The following is a 25,020-nucleotide window of genomic DNA, read 5'->3' as shown; positions in this document are numbered from 1 at the left end:
CATGGGGCGCCTGTTCCCGGCGTCGAGACGACCGGTCCCGACGATTTTGCAGATCGAGCACGCCGAATGCGGCGTCGCCTGCCTCGCCACAGTGCTGGCCTGGCACGGCCGGCATATAGGCCTCGACGAATTGCGCATCCGGGCCGGCGTTTCACGCGACGGCACCAAGGCCAGCAACCTGTTGCGTGTCGCACGCTGGGCCGGGCTGGAAGCGCGGGGGCTGCGTGCCGAGCCTGGAGAGCTATGCGATATCGAGGGACCAGCTATCCTGCACTGGGAGTTCAACCATTTTGTTGTTCTGGAGCGCATTGCAGGTGGTGTCGCCACGATCGTCGACCCGGCCGAGGGGCGGCGGACGATATCGATGCGGGAACTCGCTGGAAGCTTTACCGGCGTCGCGCTGACATTCCGGAAGGGCGAGCGGTTTTGCCCCGGTGGAAAGAGGATGTCGCCGCTGTCGTCGCTCGGTGAGCGGTTGAGAGGAACGCGACCGGCCCTGTTCTCCATTCTGGCGGCCTCACTTTTTCTCGTCGTGCCGGGCGTCGTGTTACCGGTGCTTTCCCGAAGCTTCATCGACGACATTCTGATCGGCCAACAAAAGGACTGGCTCCTGCCGTTCTGCCTGCTGCTCTTCGGCGTTATCCTGTTCCAGGCTGCTGTCGCTTTGTTCCAGCAACTCCTTCTAATGAAACTGGAAACGCGACTCGCCTTCCTGCCGACGACCCGGCAGCTTTGGCACATGCTGCGCCTGCCGATCAGCTTCTACACGCAACGTCATGCGGGGGAGCTTGCTAGCCGGCTCGACGCCAACGAGCGGCTCGCGAACTTGCTTTCCGGGGAACTGGCGACGCATGTCTTCAACCTCGCAAGCATTGTGGCTTACGCGGCGATCATGCTCGCCCTCGATCCGGTATTGGCGGCACTGCTCATTGCCATTCAGAGCGTCTATGCGCTGGTGTTGCGTGAAGCCATCCGACGACAAGGAATCAATGCCCGTCAGCAGGTGGCAGCAGCCGGTAAGCTAGTGGCGGCTACCATCGGGCCTATTCGCAGCTTGGAAACGGTGAAGGCTTCCGGTCTCGAAAACGAAACCTTCCGGCGCTGGGCCGGGCATCAGGCGCGGCTCCTCGGCCTGCGCAGCGATCAGGGGCATATTGATGCGGTGCTGGCGGCCGTTCCCGCACTGATGCAGGCGCTGGCCGGCGCTCTTGTCCTTGGCGTGGGCGGACTCCGAGTGATGGACGGGGCAGCGACGCCCGGTACGCTGATTGCGTTCCAGGCCCTAGCTGTGAGTTTTTCTGCTCCGATCGCAGGCTTGTTGGCGCTAGCAGGACAGATCCAGCAGGTACGTGCGGATCTGGAGCGGGCTGACGACGTAATGCGGGCACCGGCGTTTGCGGCAGCGGTCGAGGCGCGCGCTCCGAAGGATTGCGTGATTGAAGCAGAAGACCTGAGCTTCGGGTACAGTCCGCTGGATCCACCACTGATAGAAGGTCTCTCGCTGGTACTGAGGCCTGGGTCGCGGATCGCGATTGTTGGCGGCTCTGGCAGCGGCAAGACCACCGCGGGCCGCCTGCTCGCCGGGCTTCTGGAGCCGTGGGGTGGTTCGCTCAAGCTTGGTGGCGTTGATCTTATGGCCATTCCCGCCGCACGGCGCGCGGCGCTGTGCGGCTATGTCGACCAGGACATCTTCCTGTTCGAAGGAACGGTTCACGATAATCTGACACTCTGGAACGACGGCGTATCCGAAGGAACGATCACGCAGGCGCTGGCCGATGCGGCGGTGCTGGATGATATCCTTTCGCGCAAAGGGCGGTTGTTTGCAGCGGTCGACGAGAACGGCGGCAACTTCAGCGGCGGGCAACGCCAGCGTCTGGAAATTGCTCGGGCACTTGGTGGCAATCCGCAGATACTCATCCTCGACGAGGCGACCTCGGCGCTGGATACGGTCACGGAAAAGAAGATCGGTGAGAGCCTGCGCCGGAGGGGATGTTCCTGCATCGTTATCGCCCATCGCATCGCGACTGTTCGCGATTGCGACGAAATAATCGTCATGAAGGCCGGACGGGTCGTCGAGCGCGGCAACCACGCGGAACTCCTTGCGCTTAAGGGTGAGTATGCCTCCCTGGTGCGGGAGAATGCGCCATGACGCAGCGACCGTCACCAACCACGCAGCGCGAAAAACTTGCCGATGCCGGATTGACGTTGGCGCTATTCGAGCTTTTCGCTGGCGAAGGTAGCGGCAGCGAAGTGGTCAGCACGCCTCTGGTTACGGCGATTGCTACTGCCATGAAGGCGGCCGGCCATCCGATATCTACGGAAACATTGCGCGATCTGGCGGCCCACGATCCCTGGGTCGAAGCGCCGGTCTTGCTGCGGCGGGCGGGCATTGCTTATCGCCCGGTGGAGCTAGCGGTGGACTGGTGGCGCTATGACGGATTGCCAATGCTGGCCGAACTGGAGGACGGCACGCCGGCCGCGTTGGTTCCCGCCGCACAGGGTGGCTGGAAAATCGTTGCCGGCGGCACATTCGCTCGGGCGAACGCGCGCATCGCAGCGCGGGTACGCTCCGCAGCAATCCAGGTCTACCCCGTGCTACCCGATGCGCCCGCAACACTTGGCGGCCTTTTGCGCTTCGGTCTTCGCGGCGCGAGCATGGACGTGCTGCGCATGTTGGCGATGGCGGTTATGGCGAGCCTTGCGGTGTTGGTGCTGCCTGTCGCGGCGACCCTGCTGTTCGAGCACGTGATCCCATCGGGCGACCGGGTCAATCTCTGGCAAATCCTGATCGGCCTTGTGGCGATCGCCTTTGGGCAAACGGCCTTCGATCTGGTTCGGACCTTCGCGGTGGCGCGCATCGAATCCCGCCTAGACGCAACCCTGCAGGCCGCCATTTTCCATCGGCTTCTGCGCCTTCCCGTCGGGTTCTTTAAACGGTTCACCACCGGCGACCTCGCCGAGCGCGTGCTGAGCCTGCAGGAGGCGCGGCAAATGGTTACTGGCAGCATGCTTTCCGGCCTATTCGGCGTACTCGGGATCCTGGTCAGCGCCCTGGTGCTGTTCCTTATCGATTGGCGTCTTGCGCTGATCGGCGTTTCGGCTGCAAGCTTGCTTGCGCTGGTCTCGATGGTGCTCTCCTGGCAGCAGCTTCTGGAAGAGCGTCGACAGGTCGCGGCGCGTGGCGTGGTGCAGGGGTTCGTTCTGCAACTGCTGTTCGGCATCGTGCGACTGCGTGGGGCCGATGCCGAAAAACGCGCGCTGACCCAATGGGCATGGAAGAGCGCCCGGCAGCGGCAGGCCTTCATGCGGGCAAGGCTCTACAGGGCGTGGCAGAGCGTTTTGCAGGTTTCGATGCCCTGGCTTTGCTTGCTTCTGATCTACGGTGCTGTGATATGGCTGGCCGATGTCGATGAAAAGAAGGCGATCCTCGACGCACTTGCGGCCCCGGCGGACAGCGACGATGCGCCGACAGTGTTGACCGTCGCGGCATTTGCGGGCTTTGCGACGGCGTTCGGTCAGTTGACAGCTGCCATGCGTGCCGGCATCGGCGCAATCTCCGGCCTTATGGCGGTCGCGCCCTTGCTGGAACGCACCCGGCCGGTGCTCGAGGCGAAGCCGGAGGAAGGCATACGTCCCGCCCAGCATGGCCTTGATCTTGAAGGCAATATCGCTTTCCGCAATGTCAACTTCCGCTATCACGCGGATGGCCCTCCGATCTTGCAGGACGTGAGCTTCAATGTGGGTCGCGGGCAGTTCGTGGCGATCGTCGGCTCGTCTGGCAGTGGAAAGTCGACGCTCCTCCGGCTGATGCTTGGTTTCGAAACGTTGGAAAGCGGCGAAATTCTCTTTGACGGCATTCCTGTCCATGGATTGGAGCCCCGCTTCATACGCCGCCAAACGGGCGTCGTACTGCAGAACGGCATGCTATCGGCAGGTTCGATCTACGACAACATTGTCGGTGCCTCCGACTGTGGACCACAGGAGGTCCTGTGCGCTGCCCGACTTGCAGGCTTGGAGGAGGATCTGGCCGCCATGCCGATGGGCCTGCATACCATACTGGCTGATGGCGGCAGCACGCTTTCCGGTGGTCAGCGCCAGCGTATTTTGATTGCTCGAGCCTTGATAAACAAACCGAAGATCCTCCTGCTCGACGAAGCAACAAGTGCGCTCGACAATTGTACGCAGGCCAGGCTGGCCGAAACGCTGACCGGTTTGAACGCGACACGCATTGTCATCGCCCATCGCCTGTCCACCATTCGCCAGGCCGACTGCATTATCGTGCTCGATCGGGGCAAGGTGGTCGAAACCGGGACCTTCAACGAACTCGCCCGGGCCGGTGGCTGCTTCCAGGACCTTGCCGGCGAAGAGGTGTTGGCCGCTCCGTGACAGACCAAATCTGGGAGCTTCAACGAATATTCTTGAACGCGGGCCGGGAGAATTCTACCTCCTCTGTCCAGAGGAAAAGCAAAAAACCGCAGGTTTTGAACAGTAACTTTCCGGCGATCGCTGGCGAGAATGAGTCTCGTTTGATCGACGGAGGGATAACTGCGGGCTTTTTTCTCTGGCATTGGCGCCGAATGAAAAAGACCGCGCGGTTCCGGAACCGACGGTTCGCAACCAACCGCCCTGTACGATCAGGGCCGAAAGGAACAGACATGAGTGACAAGAAGATCAAGAGCCAGGACGTTAAGACCATCGTCAATGACGAGCTTCCCGATGCCGCACTCGATATGGTTTCGGGCGGTTATCCGGCGCGTCCGAGCATGAAGGAAATCGTCAAGGGTTCGGGCTTCGGCCGCTAAAAAACTCCGGCCTCTTGAAAAGGCCGGATGGTGAACCTGCGGGTATCCGCGACAGAGTTTGCGGATACCGGTCAAAAAAAGCGGAAAACGGGAATGCTCACCCCGAATACTCATCCATTCACCGTCGAAAGACGGAATGCTATTGTCGGCGCGGAAGCGCAGCGAATGACATTTCCGGCGTATCGGCAGTTGTTGGACGGTGCGCCGGGCCACGACATTTTTGTCGCGTTTCAGGGAACGGAACTGTGCGGACTGGCGCTGTGGCGCGAGAGTGACGAGGGCGGCAGACGGCTTCTGTCGGTCTTTACAGCTTCGGTGTGGCGTAGAAAAGGTGTTGCGCGCGCGTTAATGCGACAGGCACAGAAAATCTATTGCACTGCCGGATCCGGCAAACTGGCGGCTTTCTGGTCGGATAGCTTGCCGGGCGCCGAGCCCCTTTCCAGGCTCCTCGCGTCGCTTGGCTGGAGCACGCCGGCGCTGGATTGCGTCCGCATTTCCGCGAATGCACAGCAGACGAAAGTCTGGTCCGACAGCCGCCGCATGGAACGCATGACCGTCCGTCCGGGCATTGAATTTCGCGAGTTCGGCGCTGTGACGGCTAGCGAGCGGGCCGAGATCGATGGGCTTCTCGAAGCCGAGGGCGTCCCGGGTCGCTGGCGTCCGTTTGACCCGCTCGTAAACGTTAATCAGCAGCTCTCACTGCTCATGTACCGCAACATGAACCTTGACGGCTGGATGGTGGTGCAGAATAGCGGGCCGGGCGAGGTTTGGTTCTGCAGCCTATACAACCGGGGCCTCTCGACCAGCGCGGGGGCATTGATGCCACTTCTTGTGGAGGTCTGTCGCCGGCACCATGCCGCCTTCGGCCCAACGGGGCGCTGGCGCTACAACACAGGACCGGAACATCCAGGTATGGCGGCGTTTCTCGATCGGTACGCCGGGGAGTTCGCAGATTTTCACGATCGACACCTCTACTCCACGTTCACTTTCTCTGGGGCGCCGATCGCGACAGTCTGATCGGCTAGCGCCAATACGTCCGGCCGATGTGAGATCATGACGACGGCAATATTTTGAGCGCGGGCATTGGCGAGGATCCGCGCGGCTGTGTCGGTGTCGAGGCAGGATAGCGTTTCATCGAGAAAAAGGATCCTGGGGCGGGCAGCAAAACAGCGCGCGATTGCAATGCGGGAGCTGAGCGCTCGCGGCATAGCGCCTTCGATCATCAAGGTAAGATAGCCCATGGGCAGGGCCGAGATCTCCTCATGAACGTGGGCGGCCAGGGCTGCTGCCTCTATGGCGACCGGCGACATATCGTCAAGTCCTGCGCCGATCACAGCGGAAATCGTGCCGGGTTCATTGCGCTCGTCTTGCATGACGCATGCGGCAGAAACGCGCCAAGCTTGCACGCGCGCGCCGTTGAGAGGCGTGCCATTCAGTAGCAGTCGGCCTGCCCGCGGTTCTTCCAGGCCCATCAGAATGCGCATCAGCGTGGATTTGCCGATCCCCGACGGACCGGTGAGTGCCAGAACCTCTCCTGGCCTCAGCCAAAAGGAGACGGGTTGAAACAGAGGCGCGCCGGTGCCGTGGGCGTGGGTTACGGCTCTTGCCTCCAGGCTGATGAAGGGCGAAGGTTCATCTGCCGCGCCGGTGCGAGCTCGGCATGCAACCGTTGGCGTGGCAGCGGTTCGCAGCCGCAGCGCTGCCCTCGCAACTGATATCGCAGCCTTGCCGAGTGCAAGGGCGAAAAGTGCCGCCAAAGGGCGACTGCTTGCCGATGCCGAGGCGTAGGCAGCGAGCGGCGTCAAGGTCAGCCCTGCAAGATCGATGCTGCGGGCAACATCATCAAATGCGGATTGCCGGTGCAGACGGCTGACCCGGTCCGCCAAAAAGCTTCGCGCCTTCTGCAGTCGCCCATCGAGCTGGCCGTATCCGATGGACCACGGAGCATATTTGAGTGGACCTGCGCGCCGTAGCGCAGCCTCCGCCCGCTCATGCATCCTCACGCCATGCTCCATGCTCAGCCCGTCGCAAATCGCGGCGGCGACAGCGAGGACTGTTGCGACGAGCAACGATGCAATCGTACCCGCCGGCCCTGCCGTGAGGGAAAGTGCAAGGAGCGCAATCAGGCCCGTCGGTAGCCAAGCTTGCAAGTCCATCCGTGCACAGAAGCAGACCAATTCTGCGTGATTGGCACGGCTTTCCCGCCGGTCCGCATGCGCGCGGCGGTCGCCAGGCGAGGAAAGCAACCTGTCCCAAGAGCGGTGACGGATCGCTATGCGGGCATCGCGAATGTTGCGCAGGGCGATGGTTTGGCCGGCATAGGCGAGAAAGAAAAGCCCAAAGGCGAAGAAAAGGGGCCGGAGTAAGCCGGCCCAGTTTGAGGTGTCCGCTTGCCAAAGCCAAAGGGCGCCGCCCGGTGCCAGCCAACCGGCCTGCATGAGCGCGGCCAGCCACGGCGGGCGAGGCCGCAAAGCCTGTCCCCGTTCGGCAAAGGCATATATTTTCAAGTCGCCGCACGCCATGTCTGCAAGCCGGCGATATCCTGTCGTTCCCGGCTGATGGATATGCTCGTCGTCCTCGGTTTCGCCGGTAAGAACTGGGCCAATGTCTTCGCCGCGCCAATGTCCCGCCAGCGGTCGGATGCGTCGTCGCCAATAACGCCCGCTCATGGCGATGTTTCCGCTGAACCAAGCGCCACACGATGGCTGGTTAGCTCCATCGGCAGGTGGCGCAAAGACGAGACCACCATTGTCAGGCCGGATTTGTGCAGGCGCGCAAGAATGCGCTCGGCAAGCTCCGCCTCGACCGAATCAAGCATCCCGTCGATGACGAGAAGGCGGGGCTGGGCAAGAAGGGCGCGCGCGAGTTGCAACCGTGCCCTCTGGCCGCCGCTGAGCTCCGGCGCGCCGGCGGTGAGATAGAGGTCAAGCCCCCCGCGTGGCGCAAGCGCTCCGGCCAGTTCCACTAGTTCGAGTGTTCTATTTTTCTCCATGTCGCTTTCGACGGCCAAGAAACGTCGCACGCTTCCCCGTGGCATCGGCTCCTCGCCGTCAAGAAGGATGATTCCCGCCTGTGGTCCGCAACATTGATGACCGTACACCAAAACTTGACCTTCGGATGGCGAGAGGAGGCCACTACTCAAGCGGCACAGGAGGCTATGGCCGCTACCTGAGCGGCCTTCCACAGCAAGCAATCCGCCGGGGGGAAACTGGAAACTGATAGGCCCGAATACACTCTCGGACCGCTCGAACGGCCGCCAGCTTACGCCGCGAAATTCGAGGGCGTGGAGCCGGTCGGACGCCCGCGCACCGGTCGGTGCGCCAATCAAACCATCCGGAGGGGTGTCGGAAAGACGAGCGAAGGTGGCCTCGGCCGCCCGCTTGCTTGCCAACCCATCAACAAGGCGAAAGCATAGCCAGATGGCCATGAGGCCGCACCACAGCATCGCAAGTGTCCTGTCGCCGCTCGCGGCGAAAGCCGGCGCAAGACTGGCCGCAACCGCAATCAAAAAGAGAAGTGTACGGCGTTGGTTTTTCTCGACGGCAGTAAAGAGGGGCTTTTCCGTCTGTGTTGACAGGCCGGAGAGGCGGACGAACATCGCCTGCGGGCCAGCCCCAAGGCGCCAACGGGCAGCTGGCGCGAACAGCATTGCTGTAAGAAGGCCGGGTTCGGCCTCCAAATCGCCTCTCTTGGCGTGCCGTTGTCCCCGCCCGTTGGATGTGGCGATGAAAAAGCTGCATGCCGCAAGCAGCAGCAGGCTTTGTGCTAGGCCCAAGAGGCTCGCAAGGAAGGGCGGTACCGCCAAACAGGCGGCAAGCGCGGGCAGGAATATGACGTTTCGCTGTGTGAGCGGATCGGTGAGGGCCCCAATGGCGGACAGCATTGCATCGAGCCGGTACCGTCCCGACAGGACCATGTCTTGGGCAGGCCAGCGCTTCACATGTTCCTCGAGACTTGCAGCATGTCGCTCGGCCCTGCTGCGAGCAGCAACGCGGGTTCGCTGCATGGCTAAGCCGTCCCCGGCAAGCAAAAACAGGACGGAGACGAACGTCAAGCCGACCTGTCCTGTGGTGAGGGCTAGCGGGGCTGCGAGTGCGCCAACCGCAAGGAGCGTTGCAGGAAGACAGACAGGTCCGCCGCGCGTATTGTCCCATTGGATCAGGTGTGTCCGCTCGGCTTCGCGCGGCTCATTTGATGCGATGGTGAGGACGATGCCGGTGAACTGGCGCGAAAATTCAAGCATATCCAACTCAACTACCCCTTCAGCGGGATCGTTAAGGCGAACGCCGACCTTAGACACAGCCTCGAGCACTGCGAAATGAAGGAAGCGCAGATGTACGATTGCGGGGAGCGGTACATTGACCAAGCCGTCGAGGTCGATCCGCCGGGCTGTCGCTGAGAAGCCTTCCTCTCGTGCCGCATCGCGGAGGTTCCGCAACGTCGACCCCGCCAGCGGGGAGCAGATTCGGCGCCGAAGGACATCGAGTGGGATGTCCCGGCCATAGTGCGCCATGAGCATGGCAAGTGCTACGGCACCACATTCCGCTGCCATACCTTGTAGGCGCTGCGGTGTCGCGACGAAACCATCACCGCTCATCCGTGTGAAACGCTTGTAGGACGGCCCCAGATGCCGCCAGATTTGGTTGAATGCCATGCTTGACTCTTTTGGCCGACGAGCGTAGCGGCGAATTGGAAGCTTCCCGCGCATAGACACCGGCGGGCGTTCGCAGATCAACGGATTTTAGGTCCAAAATTGTGGGCAATGAAACAAATGGCCAGAGCGGTTCAGTCCGTTTCCGCAAGGAGGCACTCGATCGCTTGGCCGAGGGCGAGCAACTGGATGAAGTCGTAGCCATGCGCGCCAATGCGCGTACGCCGCTGGTTGCTGGCCTGCTATTGATCGCGGCAAGTCTTTTCCTTTTGGCAGCGTGACCTTTCCGGCAACCCTCCCGCCCCTTTTGTGCTCTTCACGACTTTGGCAGCCACGGCCCAGGTCGGCGATATCGACGCCCCAATGAGCTGCCGCATTGTCATCAAGGGAGATGACAGCACTGCAGCATGCGCAGCCGAACCCGTCGTCTTCGCCAAATTCGATACCGATCCGGGATTCGATCTATCTTCTCTGACGGCGGGCAATTTCTATGATGTGATCATAACGATGGCCAAGCAGGAAGGATGGCTCCGTTGCAAGCCTCTCGTTTACAGGCCGCATCCCGGGCGACGCCACGCGGCGGCGGCGATGACCTTGCTCTATATGGCCTCGGTGCTTGTCACTCCCGACAGTGGCGTCTCGGCCTGGCTAGCGCTGGCGGCGGGCGCGGCGTTCCTCGACCGGCTGGCGGAATGGTTCATCGGCCAGCCCGCCTTCAAGACCGAGGTGGCCGTGCTGGCGTTCGGCAACGCCTTCGCAGGTGCCGGTTTCCTCGTGCTCGGTGCAACGCGGCTCGGCCTTGATCTTCCGCCTGTCGCGGGCCTGCACATGCTGTCGGTCGGGGCGCTCGGTTGCGCGGTGATGGCCGTGCTGATCATCGCGGGCCTGCGGCACACGGGCCGCGATCTCCTGGACCTGCCGTGGCAGGCCCATGGGGCGGCCTTGCTGATAGCTGCCGCCGCTTTCGTCCGCGTTCTCCCGGAAATCGCCTTCGCCTCCGGCCTTGCGCCGTTGCTCTGGAGCTTGCCGACAGGGCGGTAATCATCGCCATGGGCGGACCGTCGATGTCGGCTCCGCGCGTGACGTTCCCGCCGATAGGGAGTTGCGCAATCGATATCTGGCAATCTAGCGCATTGGGATCGTCCCTCAGATCCCGAAGGAAAGGATCTTGTGTCTCGCGGTTGTTTACAGGCCTGCCATTTGTGACGCGGTAGCCGCTTGCACTCCCACGGACGAGGGACCCCGGGGGCAAACGGCCTTACCGATAGACGTCGTCGTCGAGCTCCCGCAGGAAAGAAGATATGTTCGAGCGGGCGATCCGGAAGAGAAAGTCGATCACCATTTTCACCCGCGGCACGTTGCGCAGGTCGTGGTGGCAGATCAGCCAGTAGGTGCGGCGAAGCTCAACCTCGTCGGCAAGGACGATCTGGAGCTCGGGATGCTGCTTGGCGACGAAATGCGGCAGGATGCAAAGGCCGAGACCGTTCCGGGTTGCCGTCAACTGAGCGAAGATGCTGGAGCTCTGAAAGCGCGCCTTGATGCCGGGATGCACGTCGCCGAGATAGTCGAGGCCCGGTGCGAAGATCATGTCCTCGATGTAACCGATGAAGGGATGCTGGAGCAACTCGTCGCGGTTTTGAACCGGGCCATTCTCTTCGATGTAGCGGCGGGAGCCGTATACATGCAGGCTGTAGTCGGCGATCTTCTCGCAATCATAGGGGCCGGCTTTCGGCGGATCGAGCGAAACGGCGAGGTCCGCTTCCTTGCGCGAGAGCGACATGATCTGCTGGATCGTCACCAGTTCGAGCGCGAGGTTCGGATGGCTGGCCGCAAAATCATGCAGCCGATGGGTCAGAAAGAAGTTGGCGAAGCCTTCCGGTGCGCTCATGCGGATCACGCCGCGCTGGGCGGTGGCACCTCCGGAAACTTCCGCCTGGAGCCTGTCGGTCTCCGCCTCGATTTTTTCGGCCGTATCGACAAAGCGCTGGCCCATCGAGGTCAGGACGTAACCGCGCGGATTGCGCTCGAACAACTTCACCTTCAGTGCGAATTCCAGTCGGTCGATGCGGCGTGACACCGTGGCGTGACTCGTCCTTAGCTGTCGTGCAGCCGTCGACAACTGCCCCGTCCGGGCGACCGCCAGGAAGTACATCAGATCGTCCCAGGTGAACTGCGGATACGCCGACATGAATGTCCCTTCTGTTCAAAAATGAACAGACCCTGTTTGCAATTAATTTCAGACGAACCTTGCGTCAATCGGGTTTTTTGGGAAACTAGCGGTGGGAGGGTCGCTGTCGGGAGAACAGTCGGCCAATTTTTGAACAGATCGGCATTTTTTGATCTCGGGGAGGAGATACATGCGTAACAGTCTTATTGCGTCCACAGCCATCCTGCTCTCGATGGGTACGGCTGCTATTGCTGCCGATGTATCCGACGGCAAGGTCAAGATCGGCATTCTCAACGACCAGTCCGGGGTCTATGCGGATTTCGGTGGAAAGTGGTCTTACGAGGCGGCGAAGATGGCCGTCGAGGACTACGGCGGCAAGGCGGCCGGCGCACCGGTCGAGGTCGTCACCGCCGACCATCAGAACAAGGCCGACATCGCCTCCAACATCGCCCGCCAATGGTACGACACCGAACAGGTCGACAGCATCATGGAGCTGACGTCTTCGTCGGTCGGTCTCGCGGTACAGGCGCTTTCCAAGGAAAAGAAGAAGATCACCATCAATACCGGTGCGGCAACGACCGAGTTGACCGGCAAGCAGTGCAGCCCCTACGGTTTCCATTGGGCCTATGACACCCATTCGCTGGCGGTCGGTACCGGCGGCGCGCTTGTGAAGCAGGGCGGCGACAGCTGGTTCTTCCTGACGGCCGACTATGCCTTCGGCTACTCGCTGGAGGAGAACACGTCGAACTTCGTCAAGGAGAACGGCGGCACGGTCGCAGGCTCGGTCCGCCACCCGCTCGCCACGACCGACTATTCGTCGTTCCTCCTCCAGGCCCAGTCGTCCGGCGCCAAAGTCATCGGCCTTGCCAATGCCGGCCTCGACACGGCCAACGCCATCAAGCAGGCAGCCGAATTCGGCATCGTCGCCGGCGGCCAGCGCCTTGCGGCACTTCTCTTCACGCTCGCCGAAGTCCATGGCCTCGGCCTGGAAGCGGCCCAGGGCCTGACGCTCACCGAGGGTTTCTACTGGAACCGCGACGAGGAGTCGGCAAAGTTCGGCAAGCGCTTCTTCGACCGTACCGGCCGCATGCCGAACATGGTGCAGGCGGGCACGTATTCCGCCGTCACCCAGTACCTCAAGGCGATCGACAAGGCAGGCACGGATGAGGCCGATGCGGTTTCCAAGGCGCTGCACGAAATGCCCGTCAACGACGTCTTCGCCAAGAATGGCACGGTTGCAGCGAACGGCCGGATGATCCACGACATGTACCTGCTCGAGGTGAAGAAGCCGGGCGAAAGCAATGTCGATTGGGATTACTTCAAGGTGCTGGCGACCATTCCCGGCAAGGACGCTTTCATCGATCCGGCCAAGAGCGGCTGCGATCTGGTAAGCCAGTAGGTCTGGACGCAAGCATGGCTATGTCTGAACGACAGACGCAGCCGGATCCGCGGGTGGTGCTTTCCGCCCGCGGCCTTCGGCGAGACTTCGGTGGCTTCTCTGCGGTGAAGAACGTCGATCTCGATGTCCATCATGCCCGCGTTCACGCCCTGATCGGACCGAACGGCGCGGGCAAGACGACTGTCTTCAACCTCCTGACGAAGTTCCTTCAGCCGACGGCAGGCACGATTGCGCTGCTTGGGACGGACATCACGAACATGCCGCCGGACAAGGTCGCCCGCATGGGTCTCGTTCGGTCCTTTCAGATTTCCGCGGTCTTTCCGCACCTGACGGTGCTGGACAATGTCCGCGTGGCGCTGCAGCGGCCGAACAACCTCGCCACACAGTTCTGGAAGCCGATGGCGTCGCTGAACTGCCTGAACGCCCGCGCCGACGAGCTGATTTCCATGGTCGGTCTCGACAGATGGCGCAACGGTGTCGCTGCCGACCTGTCCTACGGCCGCAAACGCGCGCTGGAGATCGCCACCACGCTGGCGCTCGACCCGAAGGTGCTGCTGCTGGATGAGCCGATGGCCGGGATGGGGCAGGAAGATGTCGGCGTCATCGCCAGCCTCATCACCGCACTTTCCAGGGATCGCGCCATCCTGATGGTCGAGCACAACCTCAAGGTCGTGGCCAATATCTGCCATCACGTCACCGTGCTTCAGCGGGGCGAGATTCTGGCTGAGGGCGACTATGCAACCGTCAGCCGGAATGAGCAGGTCCGCGTCGCCTACATGGGTACGGAGGAGGCTTGAGATGAGACCGTTGCTGGAGGTCAAGGGCCTCAACAGCTGGTATGGCGAGAGCCACGTACTCCATGGCGTCGACATGACGGTGGGCGAAGGGGAGATGATTACCATCCTCGGCCGCAACGGCGTGGGGAAATCGACAACGCTGCGCACGATCGTCGGCATCCTGCGCGAGCGAAAGGGCCAGATCCGTTTCGACGGCAAAGACATGATGGCCGTGCCGCTGCACAGGACGGCGCATGCCGGCATCGGCTTCGTGCCGGAAGAGCGTGGTATCTTCGCGACGCTGACAGTGGAGGAAAACCTCATGCTGCCGCCGGTCGTCGCCAAGGGCGGGATGTCGCTCGACGAAATCTATGGCCTCTTCCCGAACCTTGCCGAACGCCGCACCAGTCCCGGTACCAAGCTGTCCGGCGGCGAGCAGCAGATGCTGGCGATGGCCCGCATCCTGCGCACAGGCGTGAAGATGCTCCTTCTCGATGAGCCGACGGAGGGTTTGGCCCCGGTTATCGTGCAGCGCATCGGCGACGTGCTGAAGACGCTGAAGGAGCGGGGCATGACCGTGTTGTTGGTCGAGCAGAACTTCCGTTTCGCGAGCAAGATCGCCGACCGCTTCTACCTGATGGACCACGGCCAGATGGTGGCGGATTTCCCGGTGTCGGAACTGCCCGACCGGATGCCGATGCTTCACAAAGTCCTGGGGGTCTGACCGCGCCATGACCATGATTTTCGGAATTCCGGTGCAGGCGCTCCTGGGTCAGTTGCTGATCGGCCTGATCAACGGTTCGTTCTATGCGCTGCTGAGCCTCGGGCTCGCCGTCATCTTCGGCCTGCTTCGCGTGATCAACTTCGCCCACGGGGCGCAATACATGCTGGGCGCCTTCGTCGCATTCCTGCTGCTGCAGTATTTTGCAATCAGCTACTGGGCCGCCCTGCTTCTCGCACCCGTCATCGTCGGGCTTCTCGGTGCGGTCATCGAACGCACCATGCTGAGCCGACTTTACAATCTCGATCCGCTCTATGGTCTGCTCTTCACTTTCGGTCTGGCGCTGACGATCGAGGGGACGTTCCGCTATCTCTACGGCGCGTCCGGCCAGCCCTACGCGGCGCCGCCATTGCTTGCGGGCGGCACCAACCTCGGTTTCATGTTCCTGCCGAACTATCGCGGCTGGGTCGTCGTCGTTTCGCTGCTCGCCTGCCTTGGAACCTGGCTTCTAATCGAGAAGACCAAACTCGGTTCCTACCTGCGCGCAGCGACGGAAAACCCCGTCCTTGTACAGGCTTTCGGCGTCAACGTGCCGCTGCTCCTGACCTTTACCTATGCGCTCGGCGCGGGGCTTGCCGCCTTTGCCGGCGTGCTGGCGGCGCCGGTCTACCAGGTCTCGCCGTTGATGGGCACGAACCTGATCATCGTCGTCTTCGCGGTGGTCGTCGTCGGCGGCATGGGGTCCATCATGGGAGCGATCATCACGGGCTATATGCTTGGCATCGCCGAGGGCCTGACCAAGGTCTTCTACCCGGAAGCCTCCAACATCGTTATCTTCGTAATTATGGCGATCGTGCTTCTGTTGCGGCCCGCCGGCCTGTTCGGAAGGGATGCGTGACATGGTGGAGCTTTCTGAAAAAATGACGACGAATGCCCGGTCGGAGCGTAGTGCTTCGATGATCCAGGTGGGATTGCTGGTCGTGGCGGTTGGCTGCCTGGCTGCAGCCCCGCTGTTCCTCTACCCGATCTTCCTGATGAAGCTCCTGTGCTTCGCGCTGTTTGCCTGTGCCTTCAATTTGCTGCTCGGCTATACCGGATTGCTCTCCTTCGGCCACGCCACCTTCTTTGGTGGTGCGGCCTACTTCACCGCATACGCGGTGAAGGAGTGGGGCGTCACCCCAGAGGCCGGTATTCTCATCGGTGTTGTGGGCGCAGCGTTGCTCGGCCTGGTGGTGGGGTTCTTCGCCATCCGCCGGCAGGGCATCTATTTTGCGATGATCACGTTGGCGCTCGGGCAGATGTTCTACTTCTTCTGCCTGCAGGCAGCCTTCACGCATGGTGAGGATGGTATCCAGTCGGTGCCGCGCGGCCATCTGTTCGGCCTGATCGACCTCAACCGTCCAACCAGCATGTATTACTTCGTCCTCGTCGTCTTCCTGTTCGGCATGGCCATCATCTGGCGCTTCATCAACTCGCCTTTCGGCATGATCTTGAAGTCGATCCGGGAGAACGAGCAGCGCGCGATCTCGCTCGGCTATTCGGTTCGCAACTACAAGCTCGGGGCTTTCGTCATGTCAGCGGCGCTTACGGGGCTTGCCGGTGGCCTCAAGGCTCTGGTGTTTCAGTTCGCCACGCTTACCGACGTTGGCTGGCAGATGTCCGGCGAAGTGATCCTGATGACGCTGCTCGGCGGCATTGGCACGATGATCGGGCCGGTCGTCGGCGCCGGTCTGGTCGTCACGCTGCAGAACTACCTCGCCACCTCCGATGTTCCGGTCACAATCGTCACCGGCATCGTCTTCATGGCCTGTGTTCTGCTCTTCCGTCGCGGCATCGTGGGGGAGTTCTACGCCTCGCGGCTGGGCAGGAAGCTCGGCTTCTAGACGCCCCTCAGCGGCAGGGTGCTGGAGACCGGCCCCACGAAAAGGAAACGGAGACATTACCCCGCGGCGCCTGGGCGGCACGCTGGACGGGGTCTGCTTGGAGTTCGACATGGAACAGTTCGACTACATCATCGTGGGTGCCGGTAGCGCTGGCTGTGTCCTCGCCAACCGGTTGTCGGCGGATCGCAGCCATCGCGTGCTGCTGCTGGAGGCCGGTGGAAGCGACAACTATCACTGGATCCACATCCCGGTCGGTTATCTCTATTGTATCAACAACCCGCGCACGGACTGGTGCTTTTCCACCGACATGGAGCCGGGCCTCAACGGTCGGGCGCTGAACTATCCACGCGGAAAGGTGCTCGGTGGGTGCTCCTCGATCAACGGCATGATCTACATGCGTGGTCAGGCGCGCGATTACGACCTGTGGCGCCAGCTTGGCTGCACTGGATGGGGCTGGGACGATGTGTTGCCGCATTTCCGCAAGTCGGAGGATTTCTATAAGGGCCCGAGCGACATGCATGGCGGCGGCGGCGAATGGCGCGTGGAAAAGGCGCGCGTGCGCTGGGCGGTGCTGGATGCTTTCCAGAAGGCTGCGAGCGAAGCCGGCATACCCGAGACCGAGGATTTCAACCGCGGCGACAATGAAGGATCCGGCTATTTCGACGTCAACCAGCGCTCGGGCATCCGCTGGAACACCTCCAAGGCCTTCCTCAAACCGGCACGTGCCCGGTCCAATCTGACCGTTCTCACCAAGGCGCATGCGCGGCGCCTGATCGTTGAAGGTGGCGAGGTCAAGGGCGTCGAGTTCCAGCACGAGGGGGTCGTCAAGAAGGCCTATGCCGCCCGCGAGACCGTGCTGAGCGCTGGCGCGATCGGCTCCCCCCATCTTCTTGAACTCTCCGGCATCGGTCGCGGCGAGGTCCTCAAGAACGCGGGCATCGAGGTCGCAAAGGATGTGGGCGGCGTCGGTGAGAACCTGCAGGACCATCTCCAGCTTCGGCTGGTCTACAAAGTCACCGGCGTGCCGACGCTGAACGAGAAAGCCAGCACGCTGCTCGGCAAGGCGTCGATTGGGCTCGAATATCTGGTGAGGCGCTCCGGCCCCATGGCGATGGCGCCGAGTCAGCTCGGCATCTTCACCCGTTCGGGGCCGGACAAGGAGACGCCCGACCTGCAGTATCACATCCAGCCGGTGTCGCTCGAGAAGTTTGGCGAGGGCGTCCATCCCTTCCCGGCGATGACGGCGAGCGTGTGCAACTTGCGCCCCGACAGCCGTGGCTCGGTTCATGTGAAAGGCCCGGACTTTGCCCTGCAGCCGCAAATCCGCCCGAACTATCTCAGCGAGCAAAGCGACCGCGACGTGGCCGTCAACGCAATCCGCCTGACGCGCCATATCGTGCAGCAGCCGTCCTTCGCCCGCTTCAATCCGATCGAACACAAACCCGGCCCCTCCTTCGAGACCGACGCGGATCTTGAAAAAGCGGCGGGTGACATTGGCACGACGATCTTCCATCCGACCGGCACCTGCCGCATGGGGGCCGATCCGGAAAGCGTCGTGGATCCGCAGCTGAAGCTGCGGGCGTTTGGCCGGCTTCGTATCGCCGATGCCTCCGTCATGCCGCGCATCACTTCCGGCAACACCAATTCTCCGACGATCATGATCGCGGAGAAGGCAGCAGCCATGATCCTGGCGGAGCGGTGATCCCCCCCAAATTCCGGGCAGGTGCGCTTCGGTTGCTCATATCCGTGCCCGCAATTCGAAAGATCTGTACGAAGGACGATCAGCATGCCTCATGTCGCTTTCATCGGGTTGGGCAATATGGGCGGTCCAATGGCCACAAATCTTGTCAAGGCCGGGCACAGTGTTTCCGGGTATGACCTTTCCGAAACCTCGCGCGCCGCTGCCGCACAGGCCGGTGTCAAGACCTTCACCACCCTGGGTGAGGCCGTCAGCGGGGCGGAGGTCGTGATCACCATGCTGCCGAAGGGCGAGCATGTCGTTGCCGTTTGGGAGAAGTTGGCGGGGCTGGTTCCCGCCGAAACCCTTCAGGTCGATTGCTCGACAGTGGATGTGGAGAGTGCGCGCAGGGTACACGGTATCGCCCGGGCGGTGGGTTGCCCTTCGCTGGACGCACCGGTTTCCGGCGGTACCGGCGGGGCGGCCGCCGGCACGCTCACCTTCATGGCCGGCGGCTCGCTCGAAGCCTTCGCCCGCGCCAGACCGTTGCTGGAAGTGATGGGTAAGAGGATCGTGCATTGCGGGGCCGATGGCGCCGGTCAGGCCGCGAAGATCTGCAACAACATGGTCCTCGGCATTTCCATGATCGCCGTCAGTGAGGCCTTCGCACTGGGAGAAAGGCTCGGTCTTTCCCATCAGGCCCTGTTCGACGTGGCTTCGGCGTCTTCCGGCCAATGTTGGTCACTGACCTCCTATTGCCCTGTTCCCGGTCCCGTTCCATCCTCGCCCGCCAACAGCGCGTACAAGCCCGGCTTTGCAACCGATTTGATGCTGAAGGACCTGCGGCTCTCCCAGCAGGTTGCGGATGCGTGTGGTGCTGCGACACCCTTGGGTGCCGCCGCCTCGAACTTGTACGAGGCTTTCGAAAAAGAAGGGAACGGCGGCCGGGACTTCTCCGCCATCATCGAAATGCTGCGGGGACTATAGCCGCCTCAGGAGCATTTGTTGCCGGTGGATGGGCCAGGCAGGACGCCGATATCCTGGAGGGCGCGTTTTCGCGAACCCGAAAAACCCGCACGCCCCCACAAGATTCAAGGCTGGAAACAGCGCCGTCGTTAATCTTTTGACAACCGTCTGCGGCTCCTGCTCCGGGTGCGTCAGGTTCGCCTGACGCTCCTTTCCAGACCGGTTTCATGGAGGAAGCATGTACCCAGCACGCTTAATTCCTATGACGCTGGTTGCCGTACTTTTCATTGTGACAGGAGCCACGGTGGTGCTCAAGCGTGCCACAGTCTGCCGCTAGTCCCGTGACGAAAGCCCGCAACATGGCTTGCCACTCCTTCTGCTTTCTCACCAGCTTCGTTGCTCCTCTTTTGGGCGGCGGCGGCCCTTCGATGGCAAATGCAAACGCGATCTCGTGCCACGCAGCGATCCTTGGCGCCGCTCGCAATATACGCCTGGAGGGGGATGGGGCTTGAGCATTTTACGCCGCTGCAGGCCTGCGGGTTTGCAAAAAATGTCAGAGGTGGCCAGAGCGGGCAAGATGAGAGCAAAGTGGAGGTAAGTTGTATTTCCTTGCAATTCCCAAACCGGTCGTTCCAGCCAGGTCTGGCCCATGCCCGCAGCCGGTGAAGCTTGTGCGGAGCGGTTTGGGAGCGACGGGGTACGTCGGTTCGAATGTCTTTGCCGTCGAACTGGATAGTTTCCGAGTAAAGCGATTTAATGCCGTTTCCTTATCGGCCTATTGGCTTTTAGATGGGCGCAGGAGGATTGCATGAACAACAAGAACTCGTCGGTCACCTTGCGTGACGTAGCGGCCGCGACGGGCGTGGATGTCTCGACTATTTCACGTGTGCTGCAGAACAAGGGGCGTGTCTCTGAGGAGACACGCACCCGTATTCTCGAAACAGCCGAACGTCTTGGCTATCACGGAAATCCCGTAGCGCGCGCCCTGAAGACAGCAAAGTCCTCGACCGTGCTCATGGTGGTGCCGCAGATCGAAAACCCGATCTTCGCCTCCGCTATCATCGGGGCGGAGATCGAGGCGCGCAGCAGAGGCTTTGCTCTGCTCGTTTCCTACGACAAGGGAGACGGGCGGGAGATTATCTCCGATATTTCGCGCTCCAGCATCATCGAAGGCGTCATCATCGCGAGCTTTGACGATGACAACCGGTTGCGCCAAGTTTTGAACAGTACGGACCTGCCGCATGTCGTCCTTAACCGGCACTTGCCCGGCGACGAGAACTGTGTCGCCATCGACACGCGGCGCGCAGCGCGCATGGGGGTGGAACACCTTATCGCGATGGGACACCGCCGTATCGGGCATCTTGCCGGTCGGCTTGGGCGCTTCAACGGCGACATGCGCCGGCGCGGGTGGGAGGAAGCGATGGCCGCAGCAGGGCTCGATCATGGCGATCATCTCATAGCGCAGGCGGGCTATAGCCCTGATGCGGTGCCGGCGGCCGTGGACAAACTTCTTGCCATCGGAGTGACGGCGATCCACGCAGCGACGCTGCTAACGGCAGCTGCCACCATCGCGCGGCTGCATGAACGGGATGTCCGCGTACCCGAGGAGGTGTCGGTTATCACCATGCATGATGACCTGCTCGCGCGGGTCGTCTATCCGCAGGTGACGACGGTCGCGTTGCCGTCGCAAGAGATGGGGCGAGTTGCCGCGCGTCGGTTAATCGATCTCATCCAGGGGGTGGAGCCCAACGGCACGCAATCCGCAGGCAGCCTTCTTCTTCCCCCCGACGAACTCATTATCCGCGCCTCTGTGGCTGCTCTTTGAAAAATCCGGCGTCAGGGTTGACATCCTGCGCGAAATAGCTTGTTTATTGCTTGAGCAAACGTTTGTCCAAGGCGAGATTGAAGATTTCGCAGGGCATAGAGGAGGAAAAACCGTTGAAAGAACGTGATCTCGTCTCCGAGCTTTCGGAGCTGATCGGCGCAGAAAACGTCCTGGTGGACGAGGCCGCGCGTGCCGGCTACGCCCATGACCGTCTGCCCTATGCGAACTTCCGTGCGCGAGAAGGCGCGTTGGTTGGCACGCTGCCCGCTCTGGTGTTGCGCCCGGCCAGCACCGAGCAGGTGTCGGCGATCGTCCGCAAGGCCGGCGAAGTCGACAAGCCGCTCATTCCCTACGGCAGCGGCTCCGGCGTTCTCGGCGGGATCATCCCGCTCGGCGAGGAACTGATGCTCGACATGCAGCGCATGAACCGTATCCTCGGCATCGATCGCGAGAACAACCTCGTCACGGTCGAAGCCGGCATGAACGGCGAGGCCTTCGAAGATGCGCTGAATGCCGAAGGGTACACGTCTGGCCACCTGCCGCAGTCCCTCACTATTTCGACGGTCGGCGGCTGGGCCGCCTGCCGTGGCGGCGGACAGGAATCGAGCCGCTTCGGTAAGATCGAGAACATTGTTGTCGGCCTGAAGGCCGTCATGCCCGACGGGCGCGTGCTGGAAGTCCGCCCGCTGCCCAAGCGTGCCTCCGGTCCTTCCGTGCTCGATGTCATCGTGGGTAGCGAAGGCACGCTCGCCGTCATCACGGAACTGACCATGCGCATCTGGACGCTGCCGGTAGCCGAAGAGGTGATGGTGCTGGCCCTGCCGGACCGGGGTGCCGCGCTGGGGCTTGCCAAGCGCATCATGCAGGCGGGTCTTCATCCGCGGATCGTCCGTCTCTACGATGAAAAGGAAACTGCGTTGCGCACCGAGGGCATCGATGCCTATCGGACCCGCCCGGTGATGGCCAACATCGTCGTCTGCGGTGAGCCGGCCATCGTGGCCGCCGAAGCAGCGCTCGTGCGCGGCTTTGCGCAGGACGTCGATGCGGTTGAGACAGAAACGCGTCCCTTCGACGAATGGCGCGCCAAGCGCTACCACTCGATCACCAAGCAATGGCTTGATCGCGGCTATTACAACGACACGATCGAGGTGACCGTAAATTGGAGCAATACGGCCGCGCTCTACGACACGATCGCCGCGCGCATTGTGGCGGAAGTGCTGCCGAACGCGCATTTCAGCGCGCACTGGTCGCATGTCTACCCGGAAGGCGTCTGCCAGTACATGACGCTGCGCCTGCCACCCATGGACCAGGATGCGGCGCTGACGCTGCACCAGAAGATGTGGGAAATCGCGACCGGCGAAACCTTGGCCCATGGCGGCTCCATTGCGCATCATCATGGTAGCGGCCTCTTCCGCGGGCCGTGGATGGATGGCGAGCATGGCGTCGGGATGGATCTCCTGCGCAGCATCAAGGCTTCCGTCGATCCGCAGAACCTGTTCAATCCCGGCAAGCTCGGCTTCCCACCGCGGCCCGGCGCCGTCGATCCCTACCGCGACAGGGGTGCCAATGTCTGACATCCTCTTGCTCGGGGTCGACCTCGGCGCAGGATCGCTCAAGTCGACGGTCATTTCCGGTGACGGGAAGGTCCTTGCCACGGCCTCCGTTGCCGTGGAAACGCTGACGCCGAAACCCGGCTTCAGCGAACAGGACCCGGAAGGCTGGTGGTCCGCCCTGGTGGAATCGCTTCAGAAGATCTGGCACGCTGGCATCGATCCCGGCCGCGTCGCAGCCGTCTCGGTGACCGCGGGCGCCCATACCCATGTCCTAGAGGACGAGGTGGGCCGGACCCTGCGCCCGGCCATCATGTGGAACGACCAGCGCTCCGGCCCGCAGGTCGCGCGGGAAAGGGCCGCTCGTGGCCCGCGCATCCTCGAACTCTCCGGTAACCGGGTCAGCCCGACCTGGACCCTGCCGCAGCTCGCCTGGCTGCGGGAGGAAGAGCCGGAGGTTCATGCCCGCATCCGCCGCCTGCTGCCCGCCAAGGACTGGCTGCGCCGCCGTCTCGACGGTAGCGACGCGACGGACCTCACGGATGCCTGGGGCCTGATGCTGGCCGATGCGCAGCGCGACCGCTGGTCGACGGAACTGTGCGCGATGGCCGGGCTGGAGCCTGGCGTGCTGCCGCAGATCGTCGGATCGACGGCGACGACCGGAACCGTGACGGCTGCGGCTGCCGCGCAGACAGGGCTCAAGAAGGGCACGTCCGTCGTCTGCGGCACCTCCGATACCAATGCGGAAACCTATGCGGCCGGCATGACCCGATCGGGCATCGGCGCGCTGAAGCTGGCGACGGCGGGCACGGTGTCGACGCTCACCGCCGCGCCGGTCTTCTCCGATGACGTCATCCACTATCCGCACCTCGTTCCGGGCCATCACTACGCCATCCTCGGCACCAATTCCTGCGCTTCCGCCCATCGCTGGCTGCGCGACGCGCTGTTTGCGGAGATCGGCTTCGACGGCATGGACAAAAAGGCGCAGGAGGCTCCCGCGGGATCAGAAGGCTTGCTCTTCCATCCCTATCTCAACGGCGAGCGGAGCCCTTATTGGGATCCGGATCTGCGGGCCTCTTTCGTTGGGCTCGGCTTCCAGCACGGGGCGCCGCACATCTGCCGCGCGCTCTACGAAGGCATCGCCTACACGTTGCGTGATTGCCTGACGGTGCTGCACGCCCGTGGCATGGGTTTCGACACCGCGCGCCTCGTCGGCGGCGGCACGCGCAGCGCCCTGTGGCGCCAGATCATTGCCGACGTTACGGGCCTCACGATCGAGGTGCCGGCGGAAGGCGATGCGTCCTACGGTGCGGCCCTTATCGCCGGCATTGGCATCGGTGTCTTCGCGGATACGGTGGACGCGGCCCGAGTCATCCGGGTGGCCGAGACCCTGACCCCGACCGCTGGCATCGCCGGGGTCTACGATGCCGGCTTTGCCCGTTTCCGGGCGGCAAAGGAGGCACTGACCCCGATCAATCACGAGACGGTCCGGGCAATCAGGGAGGCGAAGTGATGGCGGAAGTCAGTCTGCGCAAGCTGCGCAAGACCTATGGCCCAGTGGTCGCGGTGGAGGGCGTCGATCTGGAAATCGCCAAGGGCGAGTTGATCGTGTTGCTCGGACCCTCGGGTTGCGGCAAGTCGACCACGCTGCGCATGGTCGCGGGCCTCGAGACGATCAGCGACGGCGAGCTGCATATCGGCGGGCGCAATGTCACGGCGCTGGAACCCAAGGATCGCGACATCGCGATGGTCTTCCAGAACTACGCGCTCTACCCGCACAAGACGATCCGGGGGAACATGTCCTTCGGCCTGAAGATGCGGGGCACCGACACGAGCGAGATCACGAAGCGGGTGGATGCGGCAGCCGAAATGCTGGACATCACGCATCTGCTCGAGCGCAAGCCCGGCCAGCTTTCGGGCGGCCAGATGCAACGCGTGGCGCTCGGCCGTGCGCTGGTGCGCGATCCCGCCGTTTTCCTGCTCGACGAGCCGCTGTCCAATCTCGATGCCAAGCTGCGCTCGCGCATGCGCGAGGAGATCGCCCTGCTGCAAAGGCGCATCGGAAAGGCGATGATCTATGTCACGCACGACCAGACCGAGGCGATGACGCTTGCGGACCGCATCGTCATCATGCGGGACGGCTGGGTGCAGCAGATCGGTTCGCCGCTGGAGGTCTATGACCGTCCGGCCAATGCCTTCGTCGCCGGTTTCATCGGCTCGCCTGAGATGAATCTTGTCGATGCGGATTTATCCGACGGGCGGCTGGTGCTCGGCGAGGGCGTTTCGATTCCTGCTCCGCAGGGCCTCACGCGCCGGGAGGGGCGCGTGACGGTCGGCATGCGGCCGGAAGCGATCGTGCCGGCCGGGGAGGGCCTGCCGTTCACCATCCGGGGCATCGAGCAGCTCGGTTCGCAGACCCTGTTCATCGGCGAGCTGGCAGGGCGTCGCCTGCGCGTCATGACCGGCCGCCGCGACGACGTGGCGCTCGGCAGCAGCATGAGGATCATCGTACCAGAGGCGGCGATCCATCTCTTCGACCGCGAAAGCGGCGAAAGGCTTTCCACCGGCCGATAACGGCCAACGCATTGGGAGCGTCCGCACA

20 protein-coding genes are annotated in these 25,020 nt (G+C 62.5%); 17 read left to right on the top strand and 3 right to left on the bottom strand.

What is annotated here, in order from left to right:
* The first annotated feature begins 1 nt into the window (after nt 1).
* From P9A16_RS20415 to P9A16_RS20400, 4 genes are all read left to right on the top strand, one after another.
* Nucleotides 2-2,149, top strand: coding sequence for a cysteine peptidase family C39 domain-containing protein (locus P9A16_RS20415; RefSeq protein ID WP_024271003.1), 2,148 nt, complete (start codon nt 2-4; stop codon nt 2,147-2,149).
* Nucleotides 2,146-4,386: an ATP-binding cassette domain-containing protein gene (locus tag P9A16_RS20410; protein ID WP_023515200.1), complete on the top strand. Its 2,241-nt coding sequence runs from the start codon at nt 2,146-2,148 to the stop codon at nt 4,384-4,386. Before P9A16_RS20415 ends, P9A16_RS20410 begins: the two co-directional genes overlap by 4 nt.
* Nucleotides 4,387-4,655: 269 nt before the next feature.
* Nucleotides 4,656-4,802 (top strand): hypothetical protein, encoded by a 147-nt coding sequence (locus P9A16_RS20405; protein ID WP_024271004.1) that lies wholly within the window; start codon nt 4,656-4,658, stop codon nt 4,800-4,802.
* Nucleotides 4,803-4,829: 27 nt separating this feature from the next.
* Nucleotides 4,830-5,819 (top strand): GNAT family N-acetyltransferase, encoded by a 990-nt coding sequence (locus tag P9A16_RS20400; protein ID WP_037408249.1) that lies wholly within the window; start codon nt 4,830-4,832, stop codon nt 5,817-5,819.
* Here the strand turns inward: P9A16_RS20400 and P9A16_RS20395 are convergent.
* Both P9A16_RS20395 and P9A16_RS20390 read right to left on the bottom strand, forming a co-directional pair.
* A complete protein-coding gene (locus tag P9A16_RS20395) occupies nt 5,774-7,471 on the bottom strand; it encodes an ATP-binding cassette domain-containing protein (protein WP_023512178.1) in 1,698 nt (565 codons plus the stop codon). The genes P9A16_RS20400 and P9A16_RS20395 overlap by 46 nt on opposite strands.
* On the bottom strand, nt 7,468-9,456 hold the full coding sequence (locus P9A16_RS20390) for a cysteine peptidase family C39 domain-containing protein (RefSeq protein WP_024271005.1): 1,989 nt from the start codon (nt 9,454-9,456) through the stop codon (nt 7,468-7,470). The genes P9A16_RS20395 and P9A16_RS20390 overlap by 4 nt, the downstream gene beginning before the upstream one ends.
* Nucleotides 9,457-9,557: 101 nt before the next feature.
* On the opposite strand from P9A16_RS20390, the gene P9A16_RS20385 reads away from it, so the two are divergent.
* Both P9A16_RS20385 and P9A16_RS20380 read left to right on the top strand, forming a co-directional pair.
* Nucleotides 9,558-9,734 (top strand): hypothetical protein, encoded by a 177-nt coding sequence (locus tag P9A16_RS20385; protein ID WP_156032042.1) that lies wholly within the window; start codon nt 9,558-9,560, stop codon nt 9,732-9,734.
* 82 nt (nt 9,735-9,816) lie between these two features.
* The gene (locus P9A16_RS20380) at nt 9,817-10,494 is read left to right on the top strand and encodes an NnrS family protein (RefSeq protein WP_081870674.1); all 678 of its coding nucleotides are present in this window, start codon (nt 9,817-9,819) and stop codon (nt 10,492-10,494) included.
* A 217-nt stretch (nt 10,495-10,711) separates the two neighbouring features.
* Here P9A16_RS20380 and P9A16_RS20375 read toward each other — a convergent pair whose 3' ends face one another.
* A complete protein-coding gene (locus P9A16_RS20375; protein ID WP_024271006.1) occupies nt 10,712-11,641 on the bottom strand; it encodes a LysR family transcriptional regulator in 930 nt (309 codons plus the stop codon).
* Nucleotides 11,642-11,810: 169 nt separating this feature from the next.
* On the opposite strand from P9A16_RS20375, the gene P9A16_RS20370 reads away from it, so the two are divergent.
* The 11 genes from P9A16_RS20370 (at nt 11,811) to P9A16_RS20320 (ending at nt 24,992) form a co-directional block, all read left to right on the top strand.
* The gene (locus P9A16_RS20370) at nt 11,811-13,019 is read left to right on the top strand and encodes an ABC transporter substrate-binding protein (protein ID WP_024271007.1); all 1,209 of its coding nucleotides are present in this window, start codon (nt 11,811-11,813) and stop codon (nt 13,017-13,019) included.
* A 14-nt stretch (nt 13,020-13,033) separates the two neighbouring features.
* Nucleotides 13,034-13,816: an ABC transporter ATP-binding protein gene (locus tag P9A16_RS20365; RefSeq protein WP_023513520.1), complete on the top strand. Its 783-nt coding sequence runs from the start codon at nt 13,034-13,036 to the stop codon at nt 13,814-13,816.
* A gap of 1 nt (nt 13,817) precedes the next feature.
* Nucleotides 13,818-14,519 (top strand): ABC transporter ATP-binding protein, encoded by a 702-nt coding sequence (locus tag P9A16_RS20360; RefSeq protein WP_023513519.1) that lies wholly within the window; start codon nt 13,818-13,820, stop codon nt 14,517-14,519.
* Nucleotides 14,520-14,526: 7 nt separating this feature from the next.
* Complete coding sequence (locus tag P9A16_RS20355) at nt 14,527-15,414, top strand: branched-chain amino acid ABC transporter permease (protein ID WP_023513518.1); 888 nt, start codon at nt 14,527-14,529, stop codon at nt 15,412-15,414.
* A 58-nt stretch (nt 15,415-15,472) separates the two neighbouring features.
* The gene (locus P9A16_RS20350) at nt 15,473-16,399 is read left to right on the top strand and encodes a branched-chain amino acid ABC transporter permease (RefSeq protein ID WP_430441341.1); all 927 of its coding nucleotides are present in this window, start codon (nt 15,473-15,475) and stop codon (nt 16,397-16,399) included.
* A 109-nt stretch (nt 16,400-16,508) separates the two neighbouring features.
* On the top strand, nt 16,509-18,101 hold the full coding sequence (locus P9A16_RS20345) for a GMC family oxidoreductase (RefSeq protein WP_023514995.1): 1,593 nt from the start codon (nt 16,509-16,511) through the stop codon (nt 18,099-18,101).
* An 84-nt stretch (nt 18,102-18,185) separates the two neighbouring features.
* On the top strand, nt 18,186-19,064 hold the full coding sequence (gene mmsB, locus P9A16_RS20340) for a 3-hydroxyisobutyrate dehydrogenase (protein WP_023514996.1): 879 nt from the start codon (nt 18,186-18,188) through the stop codon (nt 19,062-19,064).
* Between the two features lie 787 nt (nt 19,065-19,851).
* A complete protein-coding gene (locus tag P9A16_RS20335; RefSeq protein WP_023511931.1) occupies nt 19,852-20,868 on the top strand; it encodes a LacI family DNA-binding transcriptional regulator in 1,017 nt (338 codons plus the stop codon).
* A gap of 113 nt (nt 20,869-20,981) precedes the next feature.
* Entirely contained in the window at nt 20,982-22,442 is a 1,461-nt protein-coding gene (locus P9A16_RS20330; RefSeq protein WP_023511932.1) for an FAD-binding oxidoreductase, read from the top strand.
* Nucleotides 22,435-23,931 (top strand): xylulokinase, encoded by a 1,497-nt coding sequence (locus tag P9A16_RS20325; protein ID WP_023511933.1) that lies wholly within the window; start codon nt 22,435-22,437, stop codon nt 23,929-23,931. The genes P9A16_RS20330 and P9A16_RS20325 overlap by 8 nt, the downstream gene beginning before the upstream one ends.
* Nucleotides 23,931-24,992, top strand: a complete 1,062-nt coding sequence (locus P9A16_RS20320; RefSeq protein WP_023511934.1) for an ABC transporter ATP-binding protein — start codon at nt 23,931-23,933, stop codon at nt 24,990-24,992. The genes P9A16_RS20325 and P9A16_RS20320 overlap by 1 nt, the downstream gene beginning before the upstream one ends.
* Nucleotides 24,993-25,020: the final 28 nt, after the last annotated feature.

The sequence above is a fragment of the Shinella sp. 838 genome (assembly GCF_029623935.1).
Taxonomy (GTDB): Bacteria; Pseudomonadota; Alphaproteobacteria; order Rhizobiales; family Rhizobiaceae; genus Shinella.
Note: the sequence above shows the minus strand (reverse complement) of the source record. Positions and strands in the feature narration are given on the sequence as shown.